Source organism: Photobacterium sp. MCCC 1A19761, from assembly GCF_037389125.1.
Taxonomy (GTDB): domain Bacteria; phylum Pseudomonadota; class Gammaproteobacteria; order Enterobacterales; family Vibrionaceae; genus Photobacterium.
Map to the genome: position 1 here is coordinate 1 of NZ_JAZGTF010000039.1, position 23,251 is coordinate 23,251.

Genomic DNA, 23,251 nt, shown 5'->3' on the forward strand with positions numbered 1-23,251 from the left:
AACTTGATTGAAGCATCAACAATAAGACTTCGATTAGGTACCGTGTGGAGCGGTAGTTCAGTTGGTTAGAATACCGGCCTGTCACGCCGGGGGTCGCGGGTTCGAGTCCCGTCCGCTCCGCCACTTTTACTAAGCCCGAGTCGAATGATTCGGGCTTTTTTACATTTTACGCTCCCGAAAGTGCTACGCACTTTTTCGCGAGCCGGAATGCCGGACCATCGATTCCCGTCCGCTCCGCCACTTATACTAAGCCCAAGCAGAAATGCTTGGGCTTTTTTACGTTTAAAGATAATGTTCGCCCTGCGGTCGAATGAGTCCCGCCGGAGTGCCGGCCCAGCCGCTCTGCCATTCTTTAATATGTCCTGTTGGAAACAGCAGGGCTTATTGCTATTTGGTTCTTGTGCCCGAGAACTCCACTGCCTTTTGGTTTCAGGACTGGCTGTCAGCTACTGCGCCACGACACCACTTACCCTAAGCTGCCACACGACCGTTTTGCCACTTATTAAGGCCTTAGGCTGCGTGTGCTGGTTCCTTCTATATATAGAGGAGCCTTAAGACTTATATGGTGTGGTTGGTCATACGCTATGAATGCAGGCGGGCCTGCCTGGGCAGCTTAGAAGATAGGGTATATTGCTGAGGATTTATTCGCTTGGGTAGATCACGGGAAGGGCTTTAGCGCGGGTGAATGTGTTGTCGAGTGAGTAAGACAGGCTAAATGCTCAGGTCCGGTATGTTGTGTTCGACTCGGGAAGCCTAGATATAAAAAAAGCAGCCTGAAGAGGCTGCCTTTGATGTGATAGATGATGCTTGTTTACAGATTCGCGCGCAGGGCTTCCTGATTGGGCACCACTGTGATCCCGGCAGCTTGCATTTCGGCGCAGGCCTTATCTGTTGTGTCGGGGTCAATGCCACGGCAAGCCGCGAGGTTCACGATTACTCTAAATTGCTGACAGGCTTGTAGCTGTAAAGCCGTTGTTTTGACACAGTAGTCTGTTGCTAAGCCACCAATAATTACGGTTGATACTTGTTTGGCGATCAGCCATTCGATCAGCCCAGTACTGAGTTTTTCCTGAAGATCATGATAGCAGGCACCGTAAGGGTGGAGATCCGGCTCGATCCCTTTCCAGATAACATGATCATAATCAGTGACAGCCGGCAGTCCCGGGATCGTTTTAAATCCGTCGGTACCGGGAACCGCGTGCGCAACCCAAGTCAGATCTGCATTCGGCAGCGATAAAGGCTTGAGCATCTGGTCATGACTATCAACGACCCAAACGGCATTGGCCGGGTGGGCATCCTTGGTGAGAACTCGCAAGGCCGCAAACTCGGCCTGAGCATTCAGTGCCGCGGCGATTTGATCGCCTTCAGGGACCGGGAGCTCCGCCGGACAGAGCGGACTGAATGTCCGCTGCGGATCGACGTCTATTGCGGCGATAGTCATGATCTTCTTCCTTAAAGGATCTGATTCAAAATATGATCGGCCTTGATGCGGCGGATCCGTTTGATCAGCTTCTTCACAGGAAGCGGATACGAATCCACTTTGTCGATGAATTTATAACTGCCTACCAATTGAGTATGGCGCAAAATACAGTCTAATTCTTTCTGCTTCTCGTCTGCGAGAAGCTGGTTTTTGTCCCGGATCAGGATGGCATTCTCTAGATCCAGTTTCCATGCGCGTGGGTTGAGGTTGCTGCCGGTGATCAGCATGTATTGGCGATCGACCCAGACCCCTTTCAGGTGGAAACTGTTGTCGTCATGCTTCCATAAATGGATAGCCAGCTGACGTCGGGCAATTGCGGCTTCGTTGTGCTTAGCAAAGTTACGCAGGTTGATTTCGTACAGATAAGGCAGCCCCGCAATGGTCCTAAACGGTTCGCTCGGCGGGATGTAGAAATCATTAGCCGTTTTATCACCAACAATAATGGTGACCTTCACGCCGCGTCGCAATGCCCGTTTCACTTCACGGCTGATCATGCGTGGGAAGTTGAAATATGGGGTACAGATGGTCAGTTCTTTCTCGGCGCTGGCGATCAGAGTGCAAATATGCTGGTTTAACTTGTTTCTTCGCTTGCCGAGACCGATGAGGGGCGTCAGGCCGACCTGATTGTCGCCGATCTGCTCTGGCGTAAAACTATAGCTGGCGCGTTGCAGTTGCCCGCGCAGCGTTCGGATTGCGCCTTTCAGTGATTTGGTATCCGGACGGACCGCCTGGCTCAAGCAGTTTACGGCATCGCTTTCAGCCAGGGTTTCAGTGATGAATGACGCCATGCTGTCGGCCAGCTGCGCGTTTCGGATCACATGATAGCGGTCATAGCGGTAGCGATTATGCTGCGCTAAATAGACGTCATTAAGGCTGGCGCCGCTGTAAATCACCTTGTCATCAATGACGAATCCTTTCAGGTGAAGCACACCGAACACTTCGCGGTTTCGAACCGGCACACCTAATATTTCAATCTGGTGCGCGTATTTCTCGGCAAACTCTCGATACAGGGCAGCATTGCCATCGGATTTTTCAGCGCCGATCAATCCTCTTTGTGCGCGGTGCCAGTCTACCAGGACCTTGATATCCAGGTCGGGGTTAGCCTGCTTCGCCTCATAGAGTGCGGTGAGTACGCCTCGTCCGGCTTCATCATCCTGAAGGTAAAGCGCGACGAGATAAATGCGCTGTGTGGCATGGGTAATTTCGTGGTGAAGACGCTCCCGGAACGAGCCCGCATCGAGCAGTGTTTCTAAATCTTCCGGGTTGTGTGCAATACACGGTAATTGATCAATGCGCTGCCTGTGAGCAATAGCTGAATCCATTATCGCCTCGTTTACGCGATCTATTTAAGATAAATCTGTTAGTTTAGAGCGGAATTATATCAGAAAATTCCCCGATCCTATCCATGACGTTCAAGGCTTGCGTCGTGGGGCATGGAATTTATGTAGTGGGGATCAAATTGCATGGCAATGAGATCTTTCCCGCTTTGCCGGTAGCGTCTGATCCGACTGGATAGGGCTTCGGGCAAATCGTGATCGGCGATCAGACGAAATCCGGCATCGCTATAGAGCCCCTCCAGATAACGGAAAGCAAAGCAGTAGCAGGGCAAGTGATGGAGCTGCTTCCGTGCCGCGGCCAATAGCGCCAGTCCCAGACCCTGACCGCGGTGCGCTGGGTGAACCAGCATGCCGGTCAGGAGTTGCTCGTGTTCAAATTGCTTGAACCTGACACAGCAGATCAAACCGTTGGTATCTTCTCCAACCCAGATGGTTTCGTCCTTCTTTGCTTTTCCAGCCGGATAATAGGTTTTATAGAGCCGATTAATCAGGGGAAAACGGAGGGGTTCTATGGGGTGGAATCTAAGGTTATTCATGGGAAAACACTGCGTCGTTGGTATGAATCGGTTAGAATGCGCGTCCAAGTATAAAAGGTATGGTTCGGTATTGGCATGAAAGTTTTGCAAGAAAGATCACTGGCATCTTTTCACACCTTTGGGATTGAGACCCAGGCGCAACAGATTCTGGTGGCAGAATCGACGGCGGATCTGGTGGCGATTTGGCAGGATGAGCAATACCGAACCATGCCCAAGCTGATTGTCGGCCAGGGGAGTAATTTACTGTTCTGTGAAGACTACGCCGGGGTGGTTGTACTAAACCGCATTGTAGGAATCACAGTGACGGAAACGCCATCAGCCTATCATCTGCATGTCGGGGCTGGGGAAGACTGGCACCAGCTGGTGTGCGAGACCATTGCTCGCAATATGCCTGGGCTGGAGAATCTGGCATTGATCCCGGGGTGTGTGGGTTCGTCACCAATTCAGAATATCGGCGCCTATGGGGTAGAGCTCAAAGATATCTGCCAGTATGTCGATATTGTTGAGCTGGCCACCGGTAAGGAAAGCCGCTTAACCGCGGAAGCCTGTCAGTTTGGCTACCGCGACTCTGTTTTCAAACATCAGCTGAAAGAGACCCATGCGATCACTGCGGTCGGCTTTGTGCTCTCGAAAGACTGGCAACCGAATATCAGCTACGGTCCGCTGGCGAAGTTTGATGCCAGTACCGTCAGCGCCAAAGAGATTTTCGAGGAAGTGTGCCGTGTCCGCCGGGAAAAGCTGCCTGATCCTGCTGTGCTGGGGAATGCCGGTAGCTTCTTTAAGAACCCGGTGGTCAGCCGGGAGCTGCGGGATAAGTTACTGACGCAATACCCGACGATGCCCAGTTATGAGATGAGCGATGGTTCATGCAAGCTGGCTGCAGGCTGGTTGATCGATCAGTGCGGCTTGAAAGGGCATCAGATCGGCGGGGCTAAAGTTCATGAGCAGCAAGCCTTGGTGCTGGTGAATGCCGGCGGGGCGTGTGCGGGTGATGTGTTGGCGCTGGCTGCGGAGGTGGTCAGTGTCGTGCAGCAAACCTTTGGCGTGAGGTTAGTCCATGAAGTTCGGTTTATGGCGGCGGCACAAGAGACCGATTTACAGGAGATTCTGCGATGAAAGAGCATGGCACGCGTTTGGCTTTAGTCGCTCAGTTGGCTGATGGCCAATTCCACTCCGGTGAGGCGCTGGGGCAGGAACTGGGGATCTCCCGGGCCGCAATCAGTAAACACATCAAAGTATTGCAGAGCTGGGGGCTTGATATTTTCCGGGTGCAGGGAAAAGGATACAGCCTGGTATCAAAATTGGACTTGCTCAATTGCGATAAGATCCTGGCTCAGGTAAAGTGCCCGAGCCTGGATCTCATCCCCGTGATTGATTCGACCAACCAATATATGCTGGACAGAGTCGGTCAGTTACCCCAGGGCGCTATCTGCCTGGCGGAATATCAGGAGGCCGGTCGCGGTCGCCGCGGCCGTCGGTGGTTATCGCCATTCGGCAGTAATCTGTACCTGTCGATGTACTGGCGGTTAGATGCCGGCATGGCGGCGGCGATGGGGTTGAGCCTCGTAGTTGGCGTGGCTATTGCCGAAGCGCTGCAGTCGCTGGGGGCGGATGAAGTCAAGGTCAAATGGCCCAATGATCTGTATTACCGGGATCAGAAACTGGCGGGTATCTTGATTGAGATGACCGGTCAGACGGGTGAGGCCGCGCACCTGGTGATCGGGATGGGGTTAAATGTGGCCATGCGTGAGCAGGAAGGTACGGCAATCGGCCAGGCCTGGACCACGCTGGAGAAAGCCTGTCCGGCGTTGCCGGAGCGTAATTTGCTGGCTGCCACTTTGATTCAGCGTTTGCACCAGACTCTGGAGCAGTATGAGCAGGTCGGACTGGATGGCTTTGTCGAACGCTGGAATCGTTTGGATAATTTTTTGAATCGCCCTGTCAAATTGTTGATCGGTGAACGCGTGGTAGAAGGAATTGCCCGTGGGATCAATAGTCAGGGCGCGCTATTACTGGAAACCGATCAGGGGATCACGCCTTATATCGGTGGAGAAATCAGCCTCAGAGGTTGTTAATGCAATTACTAATCGAAGCGGGTAACACCTACGTTAAAGTTGCCCAGTTATTTGATAACGGTGACTTTGAGTTATTGGGGCGTTACCCGAGCCGTAAGCTGGAGATGGTGTTAGAGCCACTGTTAGATAAGGGAATTAACAGGATCGTCTTTGCCAGCGTCGGGCCGGTTGAGGTGGATAACTCGATCCAGCGCATCGCGCAGCTGGCGAATATTCCGGTGATGCAGGTTAAGACCCTGCGCAAAGACTTCGGTGTTAAAAATGCCTATGCCGAATATCAGTACCTCGGAGTTGATCGCTGGCTAACGCTGGTGGCTATCCATCAGGAATTCAAAGTGCCGACGGTGATTATCGATATCGGCACTGCGTTGACCTTTGATGTGTTGTCGGAAGACGGCAAGCACTTGGGCGGCTGGATCGCCCCGGGTTACCAGCTGATGATGAAATCGGTATTGGAAAATACCACCAAGGTGTTCTCGGACCATGAGCATGGTGACGAGCTCATTTTTGCCGACAATACCGCCGACGGACTGAAAAACGGCTGTCGGGCAGCCTTGGTCGGGCTGATCGAGTATGGTCTCGGGCAGGCGCGCGAGAAACTGAAAGCCGAGCCGGAAGTGATCCTGTGCGGGGGCGGCGTCCGTCACCTGCCGGTTTCCTGGGCGAAAGCTTACCGTCGCCGCTCGGATCTGGTGCTGGAAGGCCTGGCGTTGTATGCTAAATGTCGCTAACGGCTAAAATTTCACCGCTTGCGATAAAAACTAAAAAAAATCGCCTTGAAGGTATTGCAAGGGTTGCCATCATTCTCTAGAATGCGCAGCACTTACGCCGACTTAGCTCAGTAGGTAGAGCAACTGACTTGTAATCAGTAGGTCACCAGTTCGATTCCGGTAGTCGGCACCACTTTCTCCTAAATGAGTGAAAGTGCAGTAAAAATCTGGAGGGGTTCCCGAGTGGCCAAAGGGAGCAGACTGTAAATCTGCCGGCACTGCCTTCGATGGTTCGAATCCGTCCCCCTCCACCATTTTCAAATGATTGATAGCTTGACGAGTTACGAGTTTAGCGGGCATCGTATAATGGCTATTACCTCAGCCTTCCAAGCTGATGATGCGGGTTCGATTCCCGCTGCCCGCTCCACACTTCTTGTGTGCTGATATAGCTCAGTCGGTAGAGCGCACCCTTGGTAAGGGTGAGGTCGGCGGTTCAAATCCGCCTATCAGCACCACTCTCCTCAAGTCGCTTCAATTCTTTTGATATATACTCTACAAACCCATGATTGGTTGTGTGGTCGTAATGCCACCAAATACCGTGCCTAGAGGGACTATCCATGTCTAAAGAAAAATTTGAACGTACTAAACCGCACGTTAACGTTGGTACTATCGGCCACGTTGACCACGGTAAAACTACTCTGACTGCTGCTATCTGTACTGTACTGGCTAAAGTATACGGCGGTGCTGCGCGTGACTTCGCATCTATCGATAACGCGCCTGAAGAGCGTGAGCGTGGTATCACAATCTCTACTTCTCACGTAGAGTACGATACTCCTACTCGCCACTACGCACACGTAGACTGCCCAGGACACGCCGACTACGTTAAGAACATGATCACCGGTGCTGCTCAGATGGACGGTGGTATTCTGGTTGTTGCTGCTACTGATGGCCCAATGCCACAGACTCGTGAGCACATCCTGCTAGGCCGTCAGGTTGGTATCCCTTACATCATCGTGTTCATGAACAAATGTGACATGGTTGATGACGAAGAGCTGCTGGAGCTGGTTGAGATGGAAGTTCGTGAACTTCTGTCTGAGTACGACTTCCCAGGCGATGACTGCCCAGTAATCATGGGTTCTGCTCTGGGCGCGCTGAATGGCGAAGCTCAGTGGGAAGAGAAAATCGTTGAGCTGGCTGAAGCACTGGATTCTTACATCCCAGAGCCAGAGCGTGCAATCGACAAGCCGTTCATCCTGCCAATCGAAGACGTATTCTCAATCCAAGGCCGTGGTACTGTTGTAACTGGTCGTGTTGAGCAAGGTATCGTTCGCGTAGGTGACGAAGTAGCAATCGTTGGTATCAAAGAGACGATCACGACTACTTGTACTGGCGTTGAGATGTTCCGTAAGCTTCTGGACGAAGGCCGTGCTGGTGAGAACGTTGGTGTTCTTCTGCGTGGTACTAAGCGTGACGAAGTTGAGCGTGGTCAGGTTCTGGCTAAACCAGGTTCAATCACTCCGCACACTACTTTCACTTCAGAAATTTACGTTCTGTCGAAAGACGAAGGTGGCCGTCACACGCCGTTCTTCAAAGGCTACCGTCCACAGTTCTACTTCCGTACTACTGACGTGACCGGTACCATCGAACTGCCAGAAGGCGTAGAGATGGTAATGCCAGGCGACAACGTATCCATGACTGTAACTCTGATCGCGCCAATCGCGATGGACGAAGGTCTGCGCTTCGCAATCCGTGAAGGTGGCCGTACCGTTGGTGCTGGTGTTGTAGCTAAGATCGTTGAATAATATTTGACGACTAGGTACCAAAAAGGGCATCATTTGATGCCCTTTTTCTGCGTTTGAACAATTTCTTGCTTGTTTTTTGGTCTAAATCGCAGAAAAGCAGTTCATTGATATGAAGTTTTCTGATTGTAATTAAAGCTTTAGTGCTTTCCTTCATTTATGGCCTCGCACTTGCGGGGTTATTTTCGTCTATATTGAGACTAGTTACAGGTTGGTTGTATGAAAGCGAATGCCGAAAACCAAAGCAGCTCCAGCAGTATGGATGGCCTGAAATGGGTCGTCGTATTTGCTTTGCTAGCTGCCGCTGTGGTTGGTAATTACCTGTACAGTGATGTTTCCGTAGTGATCCGCGCTGCTGCGGTAGTTGTCCTTGTGGCGGCTGCTGGTGGTATTGCTGCACTTACGGCAAAAGGTAAAACCGCGATTACGTTCGCCCGTGAATCGCGCATGGAAGTCCGCAAGGTAGTATGGCCTACTCGTCAGGAAGCTACGCAGACAACCTTTATCGTTTTAGCTGTCACTGTCATTATGGCGTTAGCCTTGTGGGGTATTGACGGCATCATGGTCCGTCTAGTCCGCCTAGTTACCGGTGTGTGAGGTAAGAGTTCATGAGCGAAGCTCCAAAAAAACGATGGTATGTCGTGCAGGCTTTTTCAGGTTTTGAAGGCCGAGTTGCACAATCACTCCGTGAGCATATCAAAATGCATGGCATGGAAGACTACTTTGATGAGGTGCTGGTACCGACAGAGGAAGTGGTTGAGATGCGTGCTGGCCAGCGCCGCAAAAGTGAACGTAAGTTCTTCCCGGGCTATGTACTGGTCCAGATGGTGATGAACGACGAAACTTGGCACCTGGTGCGTAGCATCCCTCGTGTAATGGGGTTTATCGGCGGTACTTCCGACCGTCCGGCTCCTATCTCTGATAAAGAAGCGGATGCTATTCTGAACCGTCTGCAGCAGGCGAGCGAATCGCCGGTGCATAAAACGGTCTTTGAACCAGGTGAAGTTGTCCGTGTTACTGACGGTCCGTTTGCCGACTTTAATGGCGTGGTTGAAGAAGTTGACTACGATAAGAGCCGCGTGAAAGTGTCGGTTTCTATCTTCGGCCGTGCCACACCTGTCGAACTCGAGTTTGGCCAGGTTGAGAAAGTTTGATCAATAAGTAATCAGATCGGCTTGTCAGGGGCGTGAAATTTGACTATAATTTCGCGCCCTTTCGTTAGACGGGGAGTCTATTTCAAGATAGACGTTTGAACCCAAATTTAGGTAAATAGCAATGGCTAAAAAAGTAGAAGCTTACATCAAGCTGCAAGTTGCAGCTGGTATGGCAAACCCAAGTCCACCAGTTGGTCCAGCTCTGGGTCAGCACGGTGTGAACATCATGGAATTCTGTAAAGCGTTTAACGCTAAGACCGACTCTCTAGAGAAAGGTCTGCCGACTCCAGTTGTTATCACAGTATACAGCGACCGTTCATTCACGTTCATCACTAAGACGCCACCGGCTGCAGTTCTGCTGAAGAAAGCTGCTGGTATCAAGTCTGGTTCTGGCCGTCCGAACACTGAGAAAGTTGGTACTGTAACTGACGCTCAGATCCAAGAGATCGCAGAAACAAAAGCTGCGGACATGACTGGTGCTGACATCGAAGCTCTGAAGCGTTCGATTGCTGGTACTGCACGTTCAATGGGTCTGGTAGTAGAGGGTTAAGACAATGGCAAAACTAACTAAGCGCATGCGCGTAATCCGTGAGAAAGTAGATGCTTCTCGCGAGTACGACATCAACGAAGCTGTTGCTCTGCTGAAAGAACTGGCTACTGCTAAATTCACTGAAAGCGTTGACGTTGCTGTTAACCTAGGCATCGATGCACGTAAATCTGACCAGAACGTTCGTGGCGCAACTGTACTGCCACACGGTACTGGCCGTGACATCCGCGTAGCGGTATTCACTCAGGGTGCAAACGCTGAAGCAGCTAAAGAAGCTGGTGCTGACCTGGTTGGCATGGAAGATCTGGCTGAGCAGGTTAAGAAAGGCGAAATGAACTTCGACGTAGTTATCGCATCTCCAGATGCAATGCGCGTTGTTGGTCAGCTGGGTACGATCCTGGGTCCACGTGGCCTGATGCCAAACCCGAAAGTTGGTACTGTAACGCCTAACGTTGCTGAAGCGGTTAAGAACGCGAAAGCTGGTCAGGTTCGTTACCGTAACGACAAGAACGGCATCATCCACACCACTATCGGTAAAGTGGATTTCGACGCTGCGCAACTGAAAGAGAACCTAGAGTCTCTGCTGGTTGCACTGAAGAAAGCGAAGCCTTCTTCAGCGAAAGGTACTTTCATCAAGAAAGTAAGCATCTCTACCACTATGGGTGCAGGTGTAGCGCTAGACCAGAACTCTCTGGACGCTAACGCACAGTAATTTGCAGAAGCGCGTAATTCGTGTATAATTCGCGCTTCCGAATTCATGGCTGAGGCTGTTGTGTAAATAACGGCCTCCGTCAAAGACCGTAGGCGTCGTGACTGAAAGGTTCGACTTAATAATACCTACGTAGACGGTGCCAGAACATGATTGATGTAAGTCTTTCTTGGATCTGCGCCGTATTAACTCTCCTGTCATCGTGGCAGTGAGTGGTGTACTGTTCGGGGTTAACCCGGCTAAAATCCAGGAGCAAATCCAATGGCATTGAACCTTCAAGACAAAAAAGCAATTGTTGCTGAAGTCAACGAAGCTGCCAATGGTGCCCTGTCTGCAGTTGTTGCTGACTCACGCGGCGTTGCTGTGGGTGCGATGACTTCTCTGCGTAAACAAGCTCGTGAAAACGGCGTTTACCTGAAAGTTGTTCGTAACACCCTGGCACGTCGTGCTGTAGAAGGTACTGACTTTGAGTGTCTGAAAGACACTTTCGTTGGTCCTTCTCTGATCGGTTTCTCTACTGAGCACCCAGGTGCTGCAGCGCGTCTGTTTAAAGACTTCGCGAAAGAGAACAAAGATTTTGAGATCAAAGCAGCTGCATTCGAAGGCGCTGTTGCTGACGTTGAAGTACTAGCGACTCTACCAACATACGACGAAGCGATTGCACGCCTGATGATGTGCATGAAAGAAGCGTCTGCTGGCAAGCTGGTCCGTACTATCGCAGCTATTCGCGATCAGAAAGAAGAAGCTGCGGCTTAATTGCCCTTGCTATCATCTGGTTGCTATTTAAACTAATTGTTGACTTTAAAAGAGAATTGTTATGTCTATCACTAACGAGCAAATCCTAGACGCAGTTGCAGAAATGTCTGTAATGCAAGTTGTTGAGCTGATCGAAGCTATGGAAGAGAAATTCGGTGTTACTGCTGCAGCTGCAGTTGTAGCAGGCGGCGCAGCAGCTGGTGAAGCTGCTGAAGAGCAAACTGAATTCGACGTAATCCTGACTTCTGCTGGCGGTAACAAAGTTGCTGTTATCAAAGCAGTACGTGGCGCAACTGGCCTGGGCCTGAAAGAAGCGAAAGCACTGGTTGACGGCGCTCCAGCTCCTCTGAAAGAAGCTATTTCTAAAGAAGAAGCTGAAGCTCTGAAAGCTCAACTAGAAGAAGCTGGTGCTTCTGTTGAAGTTAAGTAATAATTACTTAATTTCTTAGCCTGGAAAGGCTAACGGCTGGTGGCTAAATAGCCACCGGCCTTTTTGCGCTGTAGGGTAGTGGTGTTTTTCACATTGTTTTGCGACCACGGCCTGTGCAAAAAACAGTATTCAAAAGAGTGCTGAACCTACAATAAACAGTGTTATTAGTCACTGCCTCATAGTCGAGGTAGTTTGGATCACTTATCAGCGATCTGAGGAACCTATGGTTTACTCTTATACCGAGAAAAAGCGTATCCGTAAGGATTTTGGTAAGCGTCCACAAGTATTGGATGTACCTTACTTGCTGTCGATCCAGCTTGAGTCTTTTGACAAGTTCATCGAGCAGGATCCGGAAGGGCATTACGGTCTAGAAGCTGCCTTTCGTTCTGTTTTCCCAATTCAGAGCTATAACGGCAATTCCGAGCTGCAATACGTTAGCTATCGTCTCGGTGAGCCGGTCTTCGATGTTAAAGAATGTCAGATTCGTGGCGTCACTTACTCTGCGCCGCTGCGCGTGAAGCTGCGTCTGGTGATGTACGATAAAGACGCACCTGCTGGCACAGTTAAAGACATCAAAGAACAAGAAGTTTACATGGGCGAAATTCCGCTCATGACAGATAACGGTACATTCGTTATTAACGGTACCGAGAGGGTTATCGTATCCCAGCTGCACCGTAGCCCGGGTGTCTTCTTCGACAGCGATAAGGGTAAAACCCACTCCTCAGGTAAAGTGCTCTACAATGCACGCGTCATCCCTTACCGTGGCTCATGGTTGGATTTCGAATTTGATCCTAAGGATAACGTATTCGTACGTATCGACCGTCGTCGTAAGCTACCAGCATCAATCATTCTGCGTGCACTAGGTTACACCACCGAGCAGATCCTGGACATGTTCTTCGAAAAAGTGAAGTTCGAAGTTCAGGGTAAATCTCTGGTGATGGAACTGATCCCAGAGCGTTTGCGTGGTGAAACTGCCAGCTTTGACATCGAAGCCAACGGCACCGTTTACGTGGAAAAAGGCCGCCGTATTACGGCTCGCCATATTCGCCAGCTGGGCAAAGACGGCATCGATCACATCGAAGTGCCGGTTGAATATATCGTTGGCAAAATCGCTTCTCGTGACTACGTGAACGAAGAGACAGGCGAGCTGATCGCTGCTGCGAACCAGGAACTGAGCCTGGAGACGCTGGCACTGCTGTCACAAGCTGGTCACAAGTCACTGGAAGTGCTGTTTACCAATGACCTGGACTTCGGTCCATACATGTCAGAAACCCTGCGTGTCGACAGCACCACTGACCGTCTGAGCGCACTGGTTGAGATCTACCGCATGATGCGTCCGGGCGAGCCACCGACACGCGAAGCGGCAGAGCAGCTGTTTGAAAGCCTGTTCTTCAGCGAAGATCGTTACGATCTGTCTGCGGTTGGCCGGATGAAGTTCAACAGCTCACTGAACCGTGAAGAAGGCACGGGTGCCGGTACACTGGATCACGACGATATTATCGAAGTGATGCGTAAGCTGATCGACATCCGTAACGGTAAAGGTGAAGTCGATGATATCGACCACCTGGGCAACCGTCGTATCCGCTCTGTGGGCGAGATGGCGGAAAACCAATTCCGTGTTGGCCTGGTCCGTGTTGAGCGTGCGGTGAAAGAGCGTCTGAGCCTGGGCGATCTGGATGCTGTCATGCCTCAGGATCTGATCAATGCCAAGCCGATTTCTGCGGCAGTGAAAGAGTTCTTCGGCTCTTCTCAGCTGTCTCAGTTTATGGATCAGAACAACCCACTGTCAGAAGTGACTCACAAACGTCGTATCTCGGCGCTTGGTCCAGGTGGTCTGACACGTGAGCGTGCTGGCTTTGAGGTTCGAGACGTTCACGCAACCCACTACGGTCGCCTGTGTCCTATCGAAACGCCTGAAGGTCCGAACATCGGTCTGATCAACTCACTGTCTGCGTTTGCACAGTGTAATGCTTACGGTTTCCTGGAAACCCCATACCGTAAAGTGATCGACGGCAAGGTAACTGAAGAAATTGATTACCTGTCTGCCATCGAGGAAGGTCACTACGTTATCGCACAGGCCAACGCCGTGCTGAACGAAGACGGCTCTTTCGCTGACGAACTGATCACGGCTCGCCAGAAAGGTGAATCAGGTCTGCACCCACGTGACCATGTCCAGTACATGGACGTTGCAACCAACCAGGTTGTATCGGTGGCGGCATCTCTGATCCCATTCCTGGAACACGATGATGCGAACCGTGCCCTGATGGGTGCGAACATGCAACGTCAGGCCGTACCAACGCTACGCGCTGACAAGCCGCTGGTCGGTACCGGCATCGAGCGTAACGTAGCGGTTGACTCCGGTGTAACTGCCGTAGCCAAACGTGGCGGTATGGTTCAGTCCGTAGATGCTTCTCGTATCGTTATTAAAGTTAACGAAGACGAGCTGGTACCAGGCGAAGCCGGTATCGACATCTACAACCTGACCAAGTACACCCGTTCGAACCAGAACACCTGTATCAACCAGCGTCCAACTGTGATGCCGGGTGAGCCGGTTGCTCGTGGCGACGTCCTGGCTGACGGCCCGTCAACGGACCTGGGTGAGCTGGCACTGGGCCAGAACATGCGCATCGCGTTCATGCCTTGGAACGGTTACAACTTCGAAGACTCCATCTTGGTTTCTGAGCGCGTGGTCCAGGAAGATCGCCTGACCACAATCCACATTCAAGAGCTGTCTTGTGTGGCGCGTGATACCAAGCTGGGTGCGGAAGAAATCACTGCCGATATCCCGAACGTGGGTGAAGCAGCGCTATCGAAGCTGGATGAGTCAGGTATCGTTTACATCGGTGCTGAAGTCAAAGGCGGCGACATCCTGGTTGGTAAGGTGACACCAAAAGGTGAAACTCAGCTGACGCCGGAAGAGAAGCTACTGCGTGCGATCTTCGGTGAGAAAGCGTCTGATGTAAAAGACTCTTCTCTGCGTGTGCCGAACTCTGTCTCTGGTACGATTATCGACGTTCAAGTCTTTACCCGCGATGGCGTGGAGAAAGACAAGCGTGCGCTTGAAATCGAAGAGATGCAGCTCAAAGAAGCGAAGAAAGACATCACCGAGGAATTCCAAATCCTTGAGGGTGGCCTTCTGGCACGTGTTCGCACCCTGCTGCTGGCAGCCGGTTACAGCGAAGACAAACTGCTGTCGATGGATCGCGAGAAACTGTTCGCACAGACGCTGGACGACGAAGACCAGCAGAACCAGCTGGAGCAGCTGGCCGAGCAGTACGACGAGCTGAAAGCCGAATTCGATAAGAAGTTCGAAACCAAGCGTCGCAAGATCACCCAAGGTGATGATCTGGCGCCGGGCGTTCTGAAGATCGTTAAGGTTTATCTGGCCGTGAAACGTCGCATTCAGCCGGGTGATAAGATGGCCGGTCGTCACGGTAACAAGGGTGTAATCTCGAAGATCAACCCTGTTGAAGACATGCCGTACGACGAGAAGGGCCAGACGGTTGATATCGTTCTGAACCCACTGGGTGTACCGTCTCGTATGAACATCGGTCAGATCCTGGAGACCCACCTGGGTCTGGCAGCGAAAGGTATCGGTGACAAGATCAACGAGATGCTGAAGCAGCAGCAAGAACTACACAAGTTCCGTGAGTTCCTGCAGAAAGTTTACGATCTGGGTGATACACGCCAGAACGTCGATATTGCTGCCCTGTCAGACGATGAAGTTCGCACTCTGGTTGAGAACCTGCGTGGCGGTCTGCCGATCGCGACACCAGTCTTTGATGGTGCGCCTGAGTCCTCGATCAAAGAGCTGCTGAAGCTGGGTGATCTGCCTGAGTCTGGTCAGCTGACGTTGTTTGATGGCCGTACTGGTGACAAGTTTGAGCGTCCGGTAACCGTAGGTTACATGTACATGCTGAAACTGAACCACTTGGTTGATGACAAGATGCACGCCCGTTCTACCGGTTCTTACAGCTTGGTTACTCAGCAGCCGCTGGGTGGTAAAGCACAGTTCGGTGGTCAGCGTTTCGGTGAGATGGAAGTGTGGGCGCTGGAAGCATACGGCGCAGCATACACCCTGCAGGAAATGCTAACTGTTAAGTCGGATGACGTGAACGGCCGTACGAAGATGTATAAGAACATCGTCGATGGCGACCATCGTATGGAACCAGGTATGCCGGAATCGTTCAACGTATTGTTGAAAGAGATCCGCTCGTTGGGTATCAACATCGAGCTGGAAGACGAATAAGCCTAGGTTGGTTACCTATACTTATTAGTTAAACCGGTATAAATATGAAGGCGCCAGCCAACTGGCGCCTTTATGGGTCAACTCCTCACAGGAGCCGAATGTGAAAGACTTACTTAAGTTTCTGAAAGCACAACACAAGACTGAAGAATTTGATGCGATCAAAATCGGTCTTGCGTCACCAGACATGATTCGTTCATGGTCGTTTGGTGAAGTGAAAAAGCCAGAAACCATCAACTACCGTACCTTTAAGCCTGAGCGTGACGGTCTTTTCTGTGCACGTATCTTTGGCCCGGTAAAAGACTACGAGTGTCTTTGTGGTAAATACAAACGCCTGAAGCACCGTGGTGTGATCTGTGAAAAATGTGGTGTAGAAGTTACGCAGACCAAAGTACGCCGTGAGCGTATGGGTCACATCGAGCTGGCTTCTCCGGTTGCCCACATCTGGTTCCTGAAGTCACTGCCGTCCCGTATCGGCCTGCTGATGGACATGCCACTGCGTGATATCGAACGTGTACTGTACTTCGAATCTTACGTCGTGATTGAACCAGGCATGACCAACCTTGAGCGTAGCCAGCTGCTGAGCGAAGAGCAGTACCTGGACGCGCTGGAAGAGTGGGGCGACGAATTCGACGCGAAAATGGGCGCCGAAGCGGTGAAAGCATTGCTGGGCAACATGGACCTGAATGCTGAAATCGAACTGATGCGTGAAGAGCTGGAAGAAACCAACTCTGAAACCAAGCGTAAGAAACTGACCAAGCGTGTGAAGCTGGTCGAAGCATTCCTGCAGTCAGGTAACAACCCTGAGTGGATGATCCTGTCTGTTCTGCCAGTTCTGCCGCCGGATCTACGTCCGCTGGTTCCGCTGGATGGTGGTCGTTTCGCAACGTCAGATCTGAACGATCTGTACCGTCGCGTGATCAACCGTAACAACCGTCTGAAGCGCCTGCTGGATCTGGCTGCTCCTGATATTATCGTACGTAACGAAAAGCGTATGCTTCAGGAGTCTGTTGATGCATTGCTGGATAACGGTCGTCGTGGCCGCGCGATCACAGGTTCGAACAAGCGTCCTCTGAAATCTTTGGCTGACATGATCAAAGGTAAGCAAGGTCGTTTCCGTCAGAACCTGCTGGGTAAGCGTGTTGACTACTCTGGCCGTTCTGTAATCACCGTAGGTCCATACCTGCGTCTGCATCAGTGTGGTCTTCCGAAGAAGATGGCACTGGAGCTGTTTAAGCCATTCATCTACGGCAAGCTGGAAACGCGTGGCCTGGCCACAACCATCAAAGCTGCCAAGAAAATGGTCGAGCGCGAAGAAGCGATTGTTTGGGATATCCTGGACGAAGTGATTCGCGAACACCCGGTGATGCTGAACCGTGCACCAACCCTGCACCGTTTGGGTATCCAGGCATTTGAACCTGTGCTGATCGAAGGTAAAGCGATCCAGCTGCACCCACTGGTGTGTGCGGCCTATAACGCCGACTTCGATGGTGACCAGATGGCGGTACACGTTCCGCTGACCCTGGAAGCACAGCTTGAAGCGCGTGCGCTGATGATGTCGACCAACAACATCCTGTCGCCAGCGTCTGGTGATCCAATCATCGTACCTTCTCAGGACGTTGTACTGGGTCTGTACTACATGACGCGTGAGAAAATCAACGCGAAGGGTGAAGGTATGTACCTGGCGGGTTCGGCAGAAGCTGAAAAAGCCTACCGTACCGGCAACGCTGAACTGCACTCCCGTGTGAAAGTGCGTATCACTGAGCACGTGAAAGACGAGCAGGGTAACCTGGTTGCTAACACTCAGCTGGTTGATACCACGGTTGGTCGTGCGATGCTGTGGCAAATCGTACCGAAAGGTCTGCCGTACAGCCTGGTCAATACCGAAGCGCTGGGTAAGAAGCAAATCTCTAAGTTGCTGAACACCTGTTACCGTGAACTGGGCATGAAAGAGACCGTTATCTTTGCGGACCAAATCATGTACACCGGTTTCGCGTACGCAGCTCTGTCTGGTGTGTCTGTTGGTATCGACGACATGGTTGTACCAGAAGCGAAATACACCAAGATCGCAGAAGCCGAAGCTGAAGTTGCCGAGATCCAAGAGCAGTTCCAGTCTGGTCTGGTGACCGCTGGTGAGCGTTACAACAAAGTGATCGATATCTGGGCCACTGCCAACGAGCAGGTTGCCAAGGCGATGATGGATAACCTGTCTTTCGACACAGTTATCAACCGCGATGGCGAAGAAGAGCAACAGAAATCGTTCAACAGCGTATACATGATGGCCGACTCGGGTGCGCGTGGTTCTGCCGCTCAGATCCGTCAGCTGGCTGGTATGCGTGGTCTGATGGCCAAGCCGGATGGCTCGATCATCGAAACGCCAATCACCGCGAACTTCCGTGAAGGTCTGAACGTACTGCAGTACTTCATCTCAACCCACGGTGCTCGTAAGGGTCTGGCGGATACCGCACTGAAGACTGCGAACTCCGGTTACCTGACTCGTCGTCTGGTAGACGTTGCGCAAGACGTGGTGATCACGTCTGATGACTGTGGTACCCACGAAGGTATCAACATGATGGCGCTGATCGAAGGTGGTGATGTTAAAGAGCCACTGCGTGAGCGTGTACTGGGTCGTGTGGCTGCTGAAGACATACTGAAGCCAGGAACGGAAGAAGTTCTTGCGCCACGTAACACACTGCTGGATGAGAAGTGGTGTGACATCCTGGAAGAAAACTCTGTTGACCAGGTGAAAGTACGTTCTGTTGTTAGCTGTGAAAATGACTTCGGTTGTTGTCGTAACTGTTACGGCCGCGACCTGGCCCGTGGTCACCTGGTGAACCAAGGTGAAGCGGTCGGTGTTGTTGCTGCACAGTCTATCGGTGAACCGGGTACTCAGCTGACGATGCGTACGTTCCACATCGGTGGTGCGGCATCTGCAGCTGCGGCTGAAAACAGCATTCAGGTGAAGAACAACGGTTCTCTGAAACTGCAAAATGCCAAGTTCGTTGTGAACAACGAAGGTAAGCTGGTGATCACCTCTCGTGCGTCTGAAATGACCATCATTGATGAGTTCGGCCGTACGAAAGAGAACTACAAGCTGCCATACGGTTCTCACCTGACTAAAGGTGACGGCGAGCATGTGAATGCCGGTGAAGTGGTTGCCAACTGGGACCCACACACCATGCCAATCATCACTGAAGTGGCAGGTCGTGTTCAGTTCGTTGACCTGATCGACGGTGTGACTGTTTCTCGTCAGACGGATGAGCTGACTGGTCTGTCGATGATCACGGTACTGGATGCTGCAGAGCGTACCGGTGCGGGTAAAGACATGCGTCCGACCATCAAGCTGCTTGACGAGAACGGCAATGGCGTGATGATCGCAGGTACCGAAATGCCTGCACAGTACTTCCTGCCGGGTAAAGCAATTATCCAGCTGGAAGACGGTGCAGAAGTTGGTATCGGTGATACGCTGGCACGTATTCCTCAGGCATCTGGCGGTACAAGAGATATCACCGGTGGTCTGCCACGCGTTGCCGACCTGTTCGAAGCGCGTAAGCCGAAAGAGCCTGCAATCCTGGCTGAAATTACCGGTACGGTATCGTTCGGTAAAGAGACCAAAGGTAAGCGTCGTCTGATCATCACCCCTGCTGAAGGGAACATCTACGAAGAGATGGTACCGAAGTGGCGCCAGCTGAACGTATTCGAAGGTGAGAAGGTCGAGAAAGGTGATGTGATCGCCGATGGTCCAGAGGCACCGCACGATATCCTGCGTCTGCGTGGCGTGAACGCCGTTGCTGACTATATCGTGAACGAGGTTCAGGAAGTTTACCGTCTTCAGGGCGTTAAGATTAACGATAAGCACATTGAGACTATCGTTCGTCAGATGCTGCGTAAGGTTACGATCGTGACTTCTGGTGATTCTGAGTTCCTGCCAGGTGAGCAGCTGGAATACTCTCGCGTGACCATTGCGAACCGTAAGCTGGAAGCTGAAGGTAAACTACCAGCAACTTACGAGCGTGATCTGCTGGGTATCACCAAAGCGTCTCTGGCGACTGAGTCGTTCATCTCTGCGGCGTCGTTCCAGGAAACGACTCGCGTACTGACCGAAGCTGCGGTTTCTGGTAAGCGTGATGAACTGCGTGGTCTGAAAGAGAACGTTATCGTGGGTCGTCTGATCCCTGCCGGTACCGGTTTCGCGTACCATCAGCAGCGTCAGCGCCAACGTGATGCAGAGCTTGAGCCAGTCGCACCTCAGGTTGATGCGGAGCAAGCTTCGCAAGATCTGGCTGCACTGCTGAATGCCGGTCTGAACGACGAGCATTAATCTCTCGTTTATCGCATTGATTGAACATTGATTAAAAAGGGTACCTTCGGGTACCCTTTTTTATTGTCGGTACCCCAGAGGGGCGTTCATCGAAGATGGGGGTCAGCGAAACAGGATAGGGATGGCAGAGGTTTCGTATTGACGTGATTCAGAGAAGGGGCACGTTACGGCGGGATATGCTGATGGCTCGACTGGATTTTTGGCGTCAGACCACCCAGCCCGATATGCGTATCAGGCTGGTGGAGGACAGGTTTTGCTGGGGCGATCAGGCGCCGGGCGGGCAGGCCAGACTTTCGCTAATCAGCTCAATTAACTCGTCTTCCAGTTCAAACCGTGACTCGATCAGCTCACCTGTCACAGACAGATCGGTGTCAAAATCCGGCAGCTCGTCTTCTTCTGCGATGTCGCAGTAGCGGTCGGCAAAATTGAGCAGTGGATCTGTGGTGTGCGTGATTTGCGAGTAGAGTTTTGAAATTTCTTCGGTGGGTGAATAACCGGTGGCATTCCAGCGAGCCATGACCATATCATAAATTTTGAAATGACCTTCGGAGATGTAATCGACCAATTGCTGGCTGAACAGTTGTAGCTGCGCTGCGGTGGGGAGTTGGCGTTGATTTTTCTCGAAGGGGGGAAGCCCGGCAAGCTTGCAATAATCAATCAGGAGTTGTTGCCTGGACATCAGCCAGTGATCAATGACATCGCTGGTGCCGCCCCACTGTTTTTGAACTTGCTCGAATTTACTTAGCATGACCATGCCCTCATGATCGGCCAGTATCAATACTGACAAAACTACAATTGAATCACTTTAAAAAGAGACCCTTGTCTGACGGATCGCATCCGTTGATAAGTTTAGATTGCCAGTAAAAATCAAACCCTGCAAGGATGGATGTAACATTGATGTTAAATACTCAAGATGTCGCGTATTGGTGTGTCGTGAAAGATCGCCAGTTATATTTAGAAAATCAAACACTTCCTCTGTTAACACCTGAACAGTTAGGATTTTCGAGTGATCAGGCCCGCTTGATTGGTCATTATCACGAAAAGCCGGTGTATTGGCTGGAAGTGACGGAAAGCGATTGCGAAGCAAATTTCTACTCCCAGAGGGAATTACTGCATCTCGACGGGGAATTATTTAATCTCGCCGGCAAGGCGACACAGCTGTCGCATATGCTCAGCAGCCAGGCATTTTGTGCGACCTGTGGGGAGCGCTGCCACCTGGCAGTCCACGAGCTGGCGATGGCTTGTCCGGCTTGCCGGACTCATCACTATCCGCGTTTGTCTCCCTGCGTGATTGTCGCGGTCCGAAAAGATGATCAGATTTTGCTGGCGCAGCATCCGCGCCATAAAACCGGTATGTACACAGTGATCGCCGGATTTGTTGAAGCCGGTGAAACCCTGGAGCAGTGCGTTGCACGCGAGGTGAAAGAAGAAACCGGTATTGACGTGACCAATATTCGTTATGTCGCCAGCCAGCCCTGGGCGTTTCCGTCCAACCTGATGATGGGATTTCTGGCCGACTATGCCGGTGGCGAACTCAAACCCGACTATACCGAGCTCAGTGATGCGATTTGGGCCAGGGCGGATAACATGCCCCCTGTGGCGCCTCCCGGCACTATTGCCCGGACGTTGATCGAGGCGACTCTGGAACTCATGTGATGTTAAAACGGTCAATTTCATAACACCTCGAGGTTGCTTCCTATTCTCACTATTAAGCGTGCTTAGCGGTAGATGTGCCCGGCAGAATCATATACAACAGCGACCATAATTTTGTTCGGTGATACGAATTGAGGAAGCTATGAAATACCGTCACATTGCTCTGATTTTATGCTCTATGTCGCTGGTGGGCGGCGCCAACGCTGCCGGGCTCAAGGTAAAAGCCAAGCAACTGGTGTCCCAGGATGTGATTGAAAGCGAGGTCGCCCGGGTCCAGCAAGAGTGCGGGAATGCCGAGCTGAAAGCCAGCATCGACTGGCAAGCCTGGTCCGGGTATGACTACCAGGAAGCGCGCGTGGATCCGGTCAACGTGGCGGGCTGGGTTGGCGGTCAGGTCAACAACATCTATGACGATATGGTGGAGCTGTGTACCAAGATTGATCATGCCGAGCTGTATAAAGCAGAATTCAGCAAACTGAAGAAACTGAATTTCACCGGTCAAAGCAAAATCACCGAGCGTGATACCAGCTTTAGCCTGTCTCCGGATGGGACTGAGTTGAATATCAAACTCAATGGAAACGGGACCTACAATAGTAAGTTTGCGAAGCTACTGCAGGATGCATGGGGCTGATGGGACGCATGACACCTGGTATCCGGGCCGCGGCTATCAGCTTGACGCTTGTGGCGGCCACCGCTCAGGCAGAGCCGCAGGTCTACTCGCTCGATGAGCTCCAGCAACTGGCTCGGCAGCAGGCCTGGACCGAGGTGATCACGCATTTGCAGGATGTTAGTCCGGCAGAGCGGGGAGTGACCTGGCAGGCACTGGTTGATCAGGCCGGGGTGGCATTTCTGAAATCGCTGACGGCCACGGTGAGCCTTGAAGATGTTGTCGGGGTCGGCAAAGGCTTGACGCTGCAGTATCCGCAGTTGGTGAATAATGGCGAGTTTACCGCGATTTACCTGGCGCAGGCTGAGCAATATTACGCGCCGTGTTATCGCTACGGGAATGCGGCCTGTACCCATGAATATGCTCAAACCTTGACGCATTTCTCGGCACCGGCGGATATGCTGTTCCAGCAGGGGCAACGGGCGCTGAAGCAGGTTTCATCGACCGCATCGGTCCCGTTCTTCGCGCCAGCCGTGCAGCGAAATGCCGCTTACTGTCAAGAGGCGGATGTGGCGAAAGGCGTGCTGGAGACCTTGGCGTTGCCCAAACACCAGCACTATCAGGCGGCGTTGGCGGTCGCGACCCAACACTGCCGGGATCATAAACTGACGGGGGCTGATGGATACCTGAAGCATTCCTCCGAAGTGCAGGAAGCCCTGTGTCCCTCTTACCTGGCTCAGGGGTATGTCTCCGGGATCACGAAAAAAGTCTGCGAGCTGATTGCGGGCTAACGCGCGCAAGGCGGTCGACGCCGTTAGGTCAGGACAAAGGAGGCGTGAGCCTCCTTCCTTGATCCTGGGGCTGCGGCATTTTGCCGGCAGGGTGCTTTGC

19 protein-coding genes and 5 tRNA genes are annotated in these 23,251 nt (G+C 51.9%); 20 read left to right on the top strand and 4 right to left on the bottom strand.

What is annotated here, in order from left to right; genetic code table 11:
• Positions 1–46 precede the first annotated feature (46 nt).
• Positions 47–123 (top strand) — tRNA-Asp (locus VV869_RS22225).
• 688 nt (positions 124–811) lie between these two features.
• Here the strand turns inward: VV869_RS22225 and VV869_RS22230 are convergent.
• The 3 genes from VV869_RS22230 to VV869_RS22240 form a co-directional block, all read right to left on the bottom strand.
• On the bottom strand, positions 812–1,441 hold the full coding sequence (locus tag VV869_RS22230; protein WP_337737135.1) for a nicotinamidase: 630 nt from the start codon (positions 1,439–1,441) through the stop codon (positions 812–814).
• A gap of 11 nt (positions 1,442–1,452) precedes the next feature.
• On the bottom strand, positions 1,453–2,802 hold the full coding sequence (gene pssA / locus VV869_RS22235; RefSeq protein WP_337737136.1) for a CDP-diacylglycerol--serine O-phosphatidyltransferase: 1,350 nt from the start codon (positions 2,800–2,802) through the stop codon (positions 1,453–1,455).
• Positions 2,803–2,879: 77 nt separating this feature from the next.
• The gene (locus VV869_RS22240; RefSeq protein ID WP_337737137.1) at positions 2,880–3,353 is read right to left on the bottom strand and encodes a GNAT family N-acetyltransferase; all 474 of its coding nucleotides are present in this window, start codon (positions 3,351–3,353) and stop codon (positions 2,880–2,882) included.
• A gap of 75 nt (positions 3,354–3,428) precedes the next feature.
• Between VV869_RS22240 and murB the strand changes: the two genes are divergently transcribed.
• The 16 genes from murB to rpoC all read left to right on the top strand — a co-directional run bounded on the left by murB (position 3,429) and on the right by rpoC (position 20,100).
• Positions 3,429–4,469 carry a UDP-N-acetylmuramate dehydrogenase gene (gene murB, locus VV869_RS22245; protein ID WP_337737138.1) on the top strand — a complete coding sequence of 347 codons (1,041 nt, stop codon included), beginning with the start codon at positions 3,429–3,431 and terminating at the stop codon, positions 4,467–4,469.
• Positions 4,466–5,428, top strand: a complete 963-nt coding sequence (birA, locus tag VV869_RS22250) for a bifunctional biotin--[acetyl-CoA-carboxylase] ligase/biotin operon repressor BirA (protein WP_337737139.1) — start codon at positions 4,466–4,468, stop codon at positions 5,426–5,428. The genes murB and birA overlap by 4 nt, the downstream gene beginning before the upstream one ends.
• Positions 5,428–6,159, top strand: a complete 732-nt coding sequence (locus VV869_RS22255; protein WP_337737140.1) for a type III pantothenate kinase — start codon at positions 5,428–5,430, stop codon at positions 6,157–6,159. The genes birA and VV869_RS22255 overlap by 1 nt, the downstream gene beginning before the upstream one ends.
• A 96-nt stretch (positions 6,160–6,255) precedes the next feature.
• Positions 6,256–6,331 (top strand) — tRNA-Thr (locus VV869_RS22260).
• A gap of 36 nt (positions 6,332–6,367) precedes the next feature.
• Positions 6,368–6,452: transfer RNA gene (locus tag VV869_RS22265), tRNA-Tyr, on the top strand.
• Positions 6,453–6,490: 38 nt separating this feature from the next.
• Positions 6,491–6,565: transfer RNA gene (locus tag VV869_RS22270), tRNA-Gly, on the top strand.
• A 12-nt stretch (positions 6,566–6,577) separates the two neighbouring features.
• Positions 6,578–6,653, top strand: a tRNA-Thr gene (locus VV869_RS22275).
• Between the two features lie 102 nt (positions 6,654–6,755).
• Positions 6,756–7,940 (top strand): elongation factor Tu, encoded by a 1,185-nt coding sequence (gene tuf, locus VV869_RS22280; protein WP_337737141.1) that lies wholly within the window; start codon positions 6,756–6,758, stop codon positions 7,938–7,940.
• A 216-nt stretch (positions 7,941–8,156) separates the two neighbouring features.
• Positions 8,157–8,534 carry a preprotein translocase subunit SecE gene (gene secE, locus VV869_RS22285; protein ID WP_255388827.1) on the top strand — a complete coding sequence of 126 codons (378 nt, stop codon included), beginning with the start codon at positions 8,157–8,159 and terminating at the stop codon, positions 8,532–8,534.
• An 11-nt stretch (positions 8,535–8,545) separates the two neighbouring features.
• Positions 8,546–9,091, top strand: coding sequence for a transcription termination/antitermination protein NusG (nusG, locus tag VV869_RS22290; RefSeq protein WP_261601197.1), 546 nt, complete (start codon positions 8,546–8,548; stop codon positions 9,089–9,091).
• A gap of 121 nt (positions 9,092–9,212) precedes the next feature.
• A complete protein-coding gene (gene rplK / locus VV869_RS22295) occupies positions 9,213–9,641 on the top strand; it encodes a 50S ribosomal protein L11 (protein ID WP_047885295.1) in 429 nt (142 codons plus the stop codon).
• Positions 9,642–9,645: 4 nt separating this feature from the next.
• Positions 9,646–10,350: a 50S ribosomal protein L1 gene (gene rplA, locus VV869_RS22300; RefSeq protein WP_337737142.1), complete on the top strand. Its 705-nt coding sequence runs from the start codon at positions 9,646–9,648 to the stop codon at positions 10,348–10,350.
• Between the two features lie 258 nt (positions 10,351–10,608).
• Positions 10,609–11,103, top strand: a complete 495-nt coding sequence (gene rplJ / locus VV869_RS22305) for a 50S ribosomal protein L10 (protein ID WP_337737143.1) — start codon at positions 10,609–10,611, stop codon at positions 11,101–11,103.
• Between the two features lie 61 nt (positions 11,104–11,164).
• Positions 11,165–11,533, top strand: coding sequence for a 50S ribosomal protein L7/L12 (rplL, locus tag VV869_RS22310; protein ID WP_337737144.1), 369 nt, complete (start codon positions 11,165–11,167; stop codon positions 11,531–11,533).
• 223 nt (positions 11,534–11,756) lie between these two features.
• Positions 11,757–15,782, top strand: a complete 4,026-nt coding sequence (gene rpoB, locus VV869_RS22315) for a DNA-directed RNA polymerase subunit beta (RefSeq protein WP_337737145.1) — start codon at positions 11,757–11,759, stop codon at positions 15,780–15,782.
• A 100-nt stretch (positions 15,783–15,882) separates the two neighbouring features.
• The gene (gene rpoC / locus VV869_RS22320; RefSeq protein ID WP_337737146.1) at positions 15,883–20,100 is read left to right on the top strand and encodes a DNA-directed RNA polymerase subunit beta'; all 4,218 of its coding nucleotides are present in this window, start codon (positions 15,883–15,885) and stop codon (positions 20,098–20,100) included.
• A gap of 265 nt (positions 20,101–20,365) precedes the next feature.
• Here rpoC and rsd read toward each other — a convergent pair whose 3' ends face one another.
• On the bottom strand, positions 20,366–20,848 hold the full coding sequence (rsd, locus tag VV869_RS22325; protein WP_337737147.1) for a sigma D regulator: 483 nt from the start codon (positions 20,846–20,848) through the stop codon (positions 20,366–20,368).
• Positions 20,849–20,997: 149 nt separating this feature from the next.
• Between rsd and nudC the strand changes: the two genes are divergently transcribed.
• From nudC to VV869_RS22340, 3 genes are all read left to right on the top strand, one after another.
• Positions 20,998–21,756, top strand: a complete 759-nt coding sequence (nudC, locus tag VV869_RS22330; protein ID WP_337737148.1) for an NAD(+) diphosphatase — start codon at positions 20,998–21,000, stop codon at positions 21,754–21,756.
• Positions 21,757–21,895: 139 nt separating this feature from the next.
• Positions 21,896–22,384 (top strand): hypothetical protein, encoded by a 489-nt coding sequence (locus VV869_RS22335; RefSeq protein ID WP_337737149.1) that lies wholly within the window; start codon positions 21,896–21,898, stop codon positions 22,382–22,384.
• A complete protein-coding gene (locus VV869_RS22340; protein ID WP_337737150.1) occupies positions 22,384–23,151 on the top strand; it encodes a hypothetical protein in 768 nt (255 codons plus the stop codon). Before VV869_RS22335 ends, VV869_RS22340 begins: the two co-directional genes overlap by 1 nt.
• Positions 23,152–23,251: the final 100 nt, after the last annotated feature.

Bases quoted from the DNA above. Each gene is read 5' to 3' on its own strand.
- VV869_RS22255 (WP_337737140.1), top strand. From the start codon at position 5,428: ATGCAATTACTAATCGAAGCGGGTAACACCTACGTTAAAGTTGCCCAG.
- tuf (WP_337737141.1), top strand. From the start codon at position 6,756: ATGTCTAAAGAAAAATTTGAACGTACTAAACCGCACGTTAACGTTGGT.
- VV869_RS22340 (WP_337737150.1), top strand. From the start codon at position 22,384: ATGGGACGCATGACACCTGGTATCCGGGCCGCGGCTATCAGCTTGACG.
- rplA (WP_337737142.1), top strand. From the start codon at position 9,646: ATGGCAAAACTAACTAAGCGCATGCGCGTAATCCGTGAGAAAGTAGAT.
- rsd (WP_337737147.1), bottom strand. From the start codon at position 20,848: ATGCTAAGTAAATTCGAGCAAGTTCAAAAACAGTGGGGCGGCACCAGC.
- nusG (WP_261601197.1), top strand. From the start codon at position 8,546: ATGAGCGAAGCTCCAAAAAAACGATGGTATGTCGTGCAGGCTTTTTCA.
- rpoB (WP_337737145.1), top strand. From the start codon at position 11,757: ATGGTTTACTCTTATACCGAGAAAAAGCGTATCCGTAAGGATTTTGGT.
- birA (WP_337737139.1), top strand. From the start codon at position 4,466: ATGAAAGAGCATGGCACGCGTTTGGCTTTAGTCGCTCAGTTGGCTGAT.
- VV869_RS22230 (WP_337737135.1), bottom strand. From the start codon at position 1,441: ATGACTATCGCCGCAATAGACGTCGATCCGCAGCGGACATTCAGTCCG.
- secE (WP_255388827.1), top strand. From the start codon at position 8,157: ATGAAAGCGAATGCCGAAAACCAAAGCAGCTCCAGCAGTATGGATGGC.
- nudC (WP_337737148.1), top strand. From the start codon at position 20,998: ATGTTAAATACTCAAGATGTCGCGTATTGGTGTGTCGTGAAAGATCGC.
- murB (WP_337737138.1), top strand. From the start codon at position 3,429: ATGAAAGTTTTGCAAGAAAGATCACTGGCATCTTTTCACACCTTTGGG.
- rplK (WP_047885295.1), top strand. From the start codon at position 9,213: ATGGCTAAAAAAGTAGAAGCTTACATCAAGCTGCAAGTTGCAGCTGGT.
- rplJ (WP_337737143.1), top strand. From the start codon at position 10,609: ATGGCATTGAACCTTCAAGACAAAAAAGCAATTGTTGCTGAAGTCAAC.
- pssA (WP_337737136.1), bottom strand. From the start codon at position 2,802: ATGGATTCAGCTATTGCTCACAGGCAGCGCATTGATCAATTACCGTGT.
- rplL (WP_337737144.1), top strand. From the start codon at position 11,165: ATGTCTATCACTAACGAGCAAATCCTAGACGCAGTTGCAGAAATGTCT.
- VV869_RS22335 (WP_337737149.1), top strand. From the start codon at position 21,896: ATGAAATACCGTCACATTGCTCTGATTTTATGCTCTATGTCGCTGGTG.
- VV869_RS22240 (WP_337737137.1), bottom strand. From the start codon at position 3,353: ATGAATAACCTTAGATTCCACCCCATAGAACCCCTCCGTTTTCCCCTG.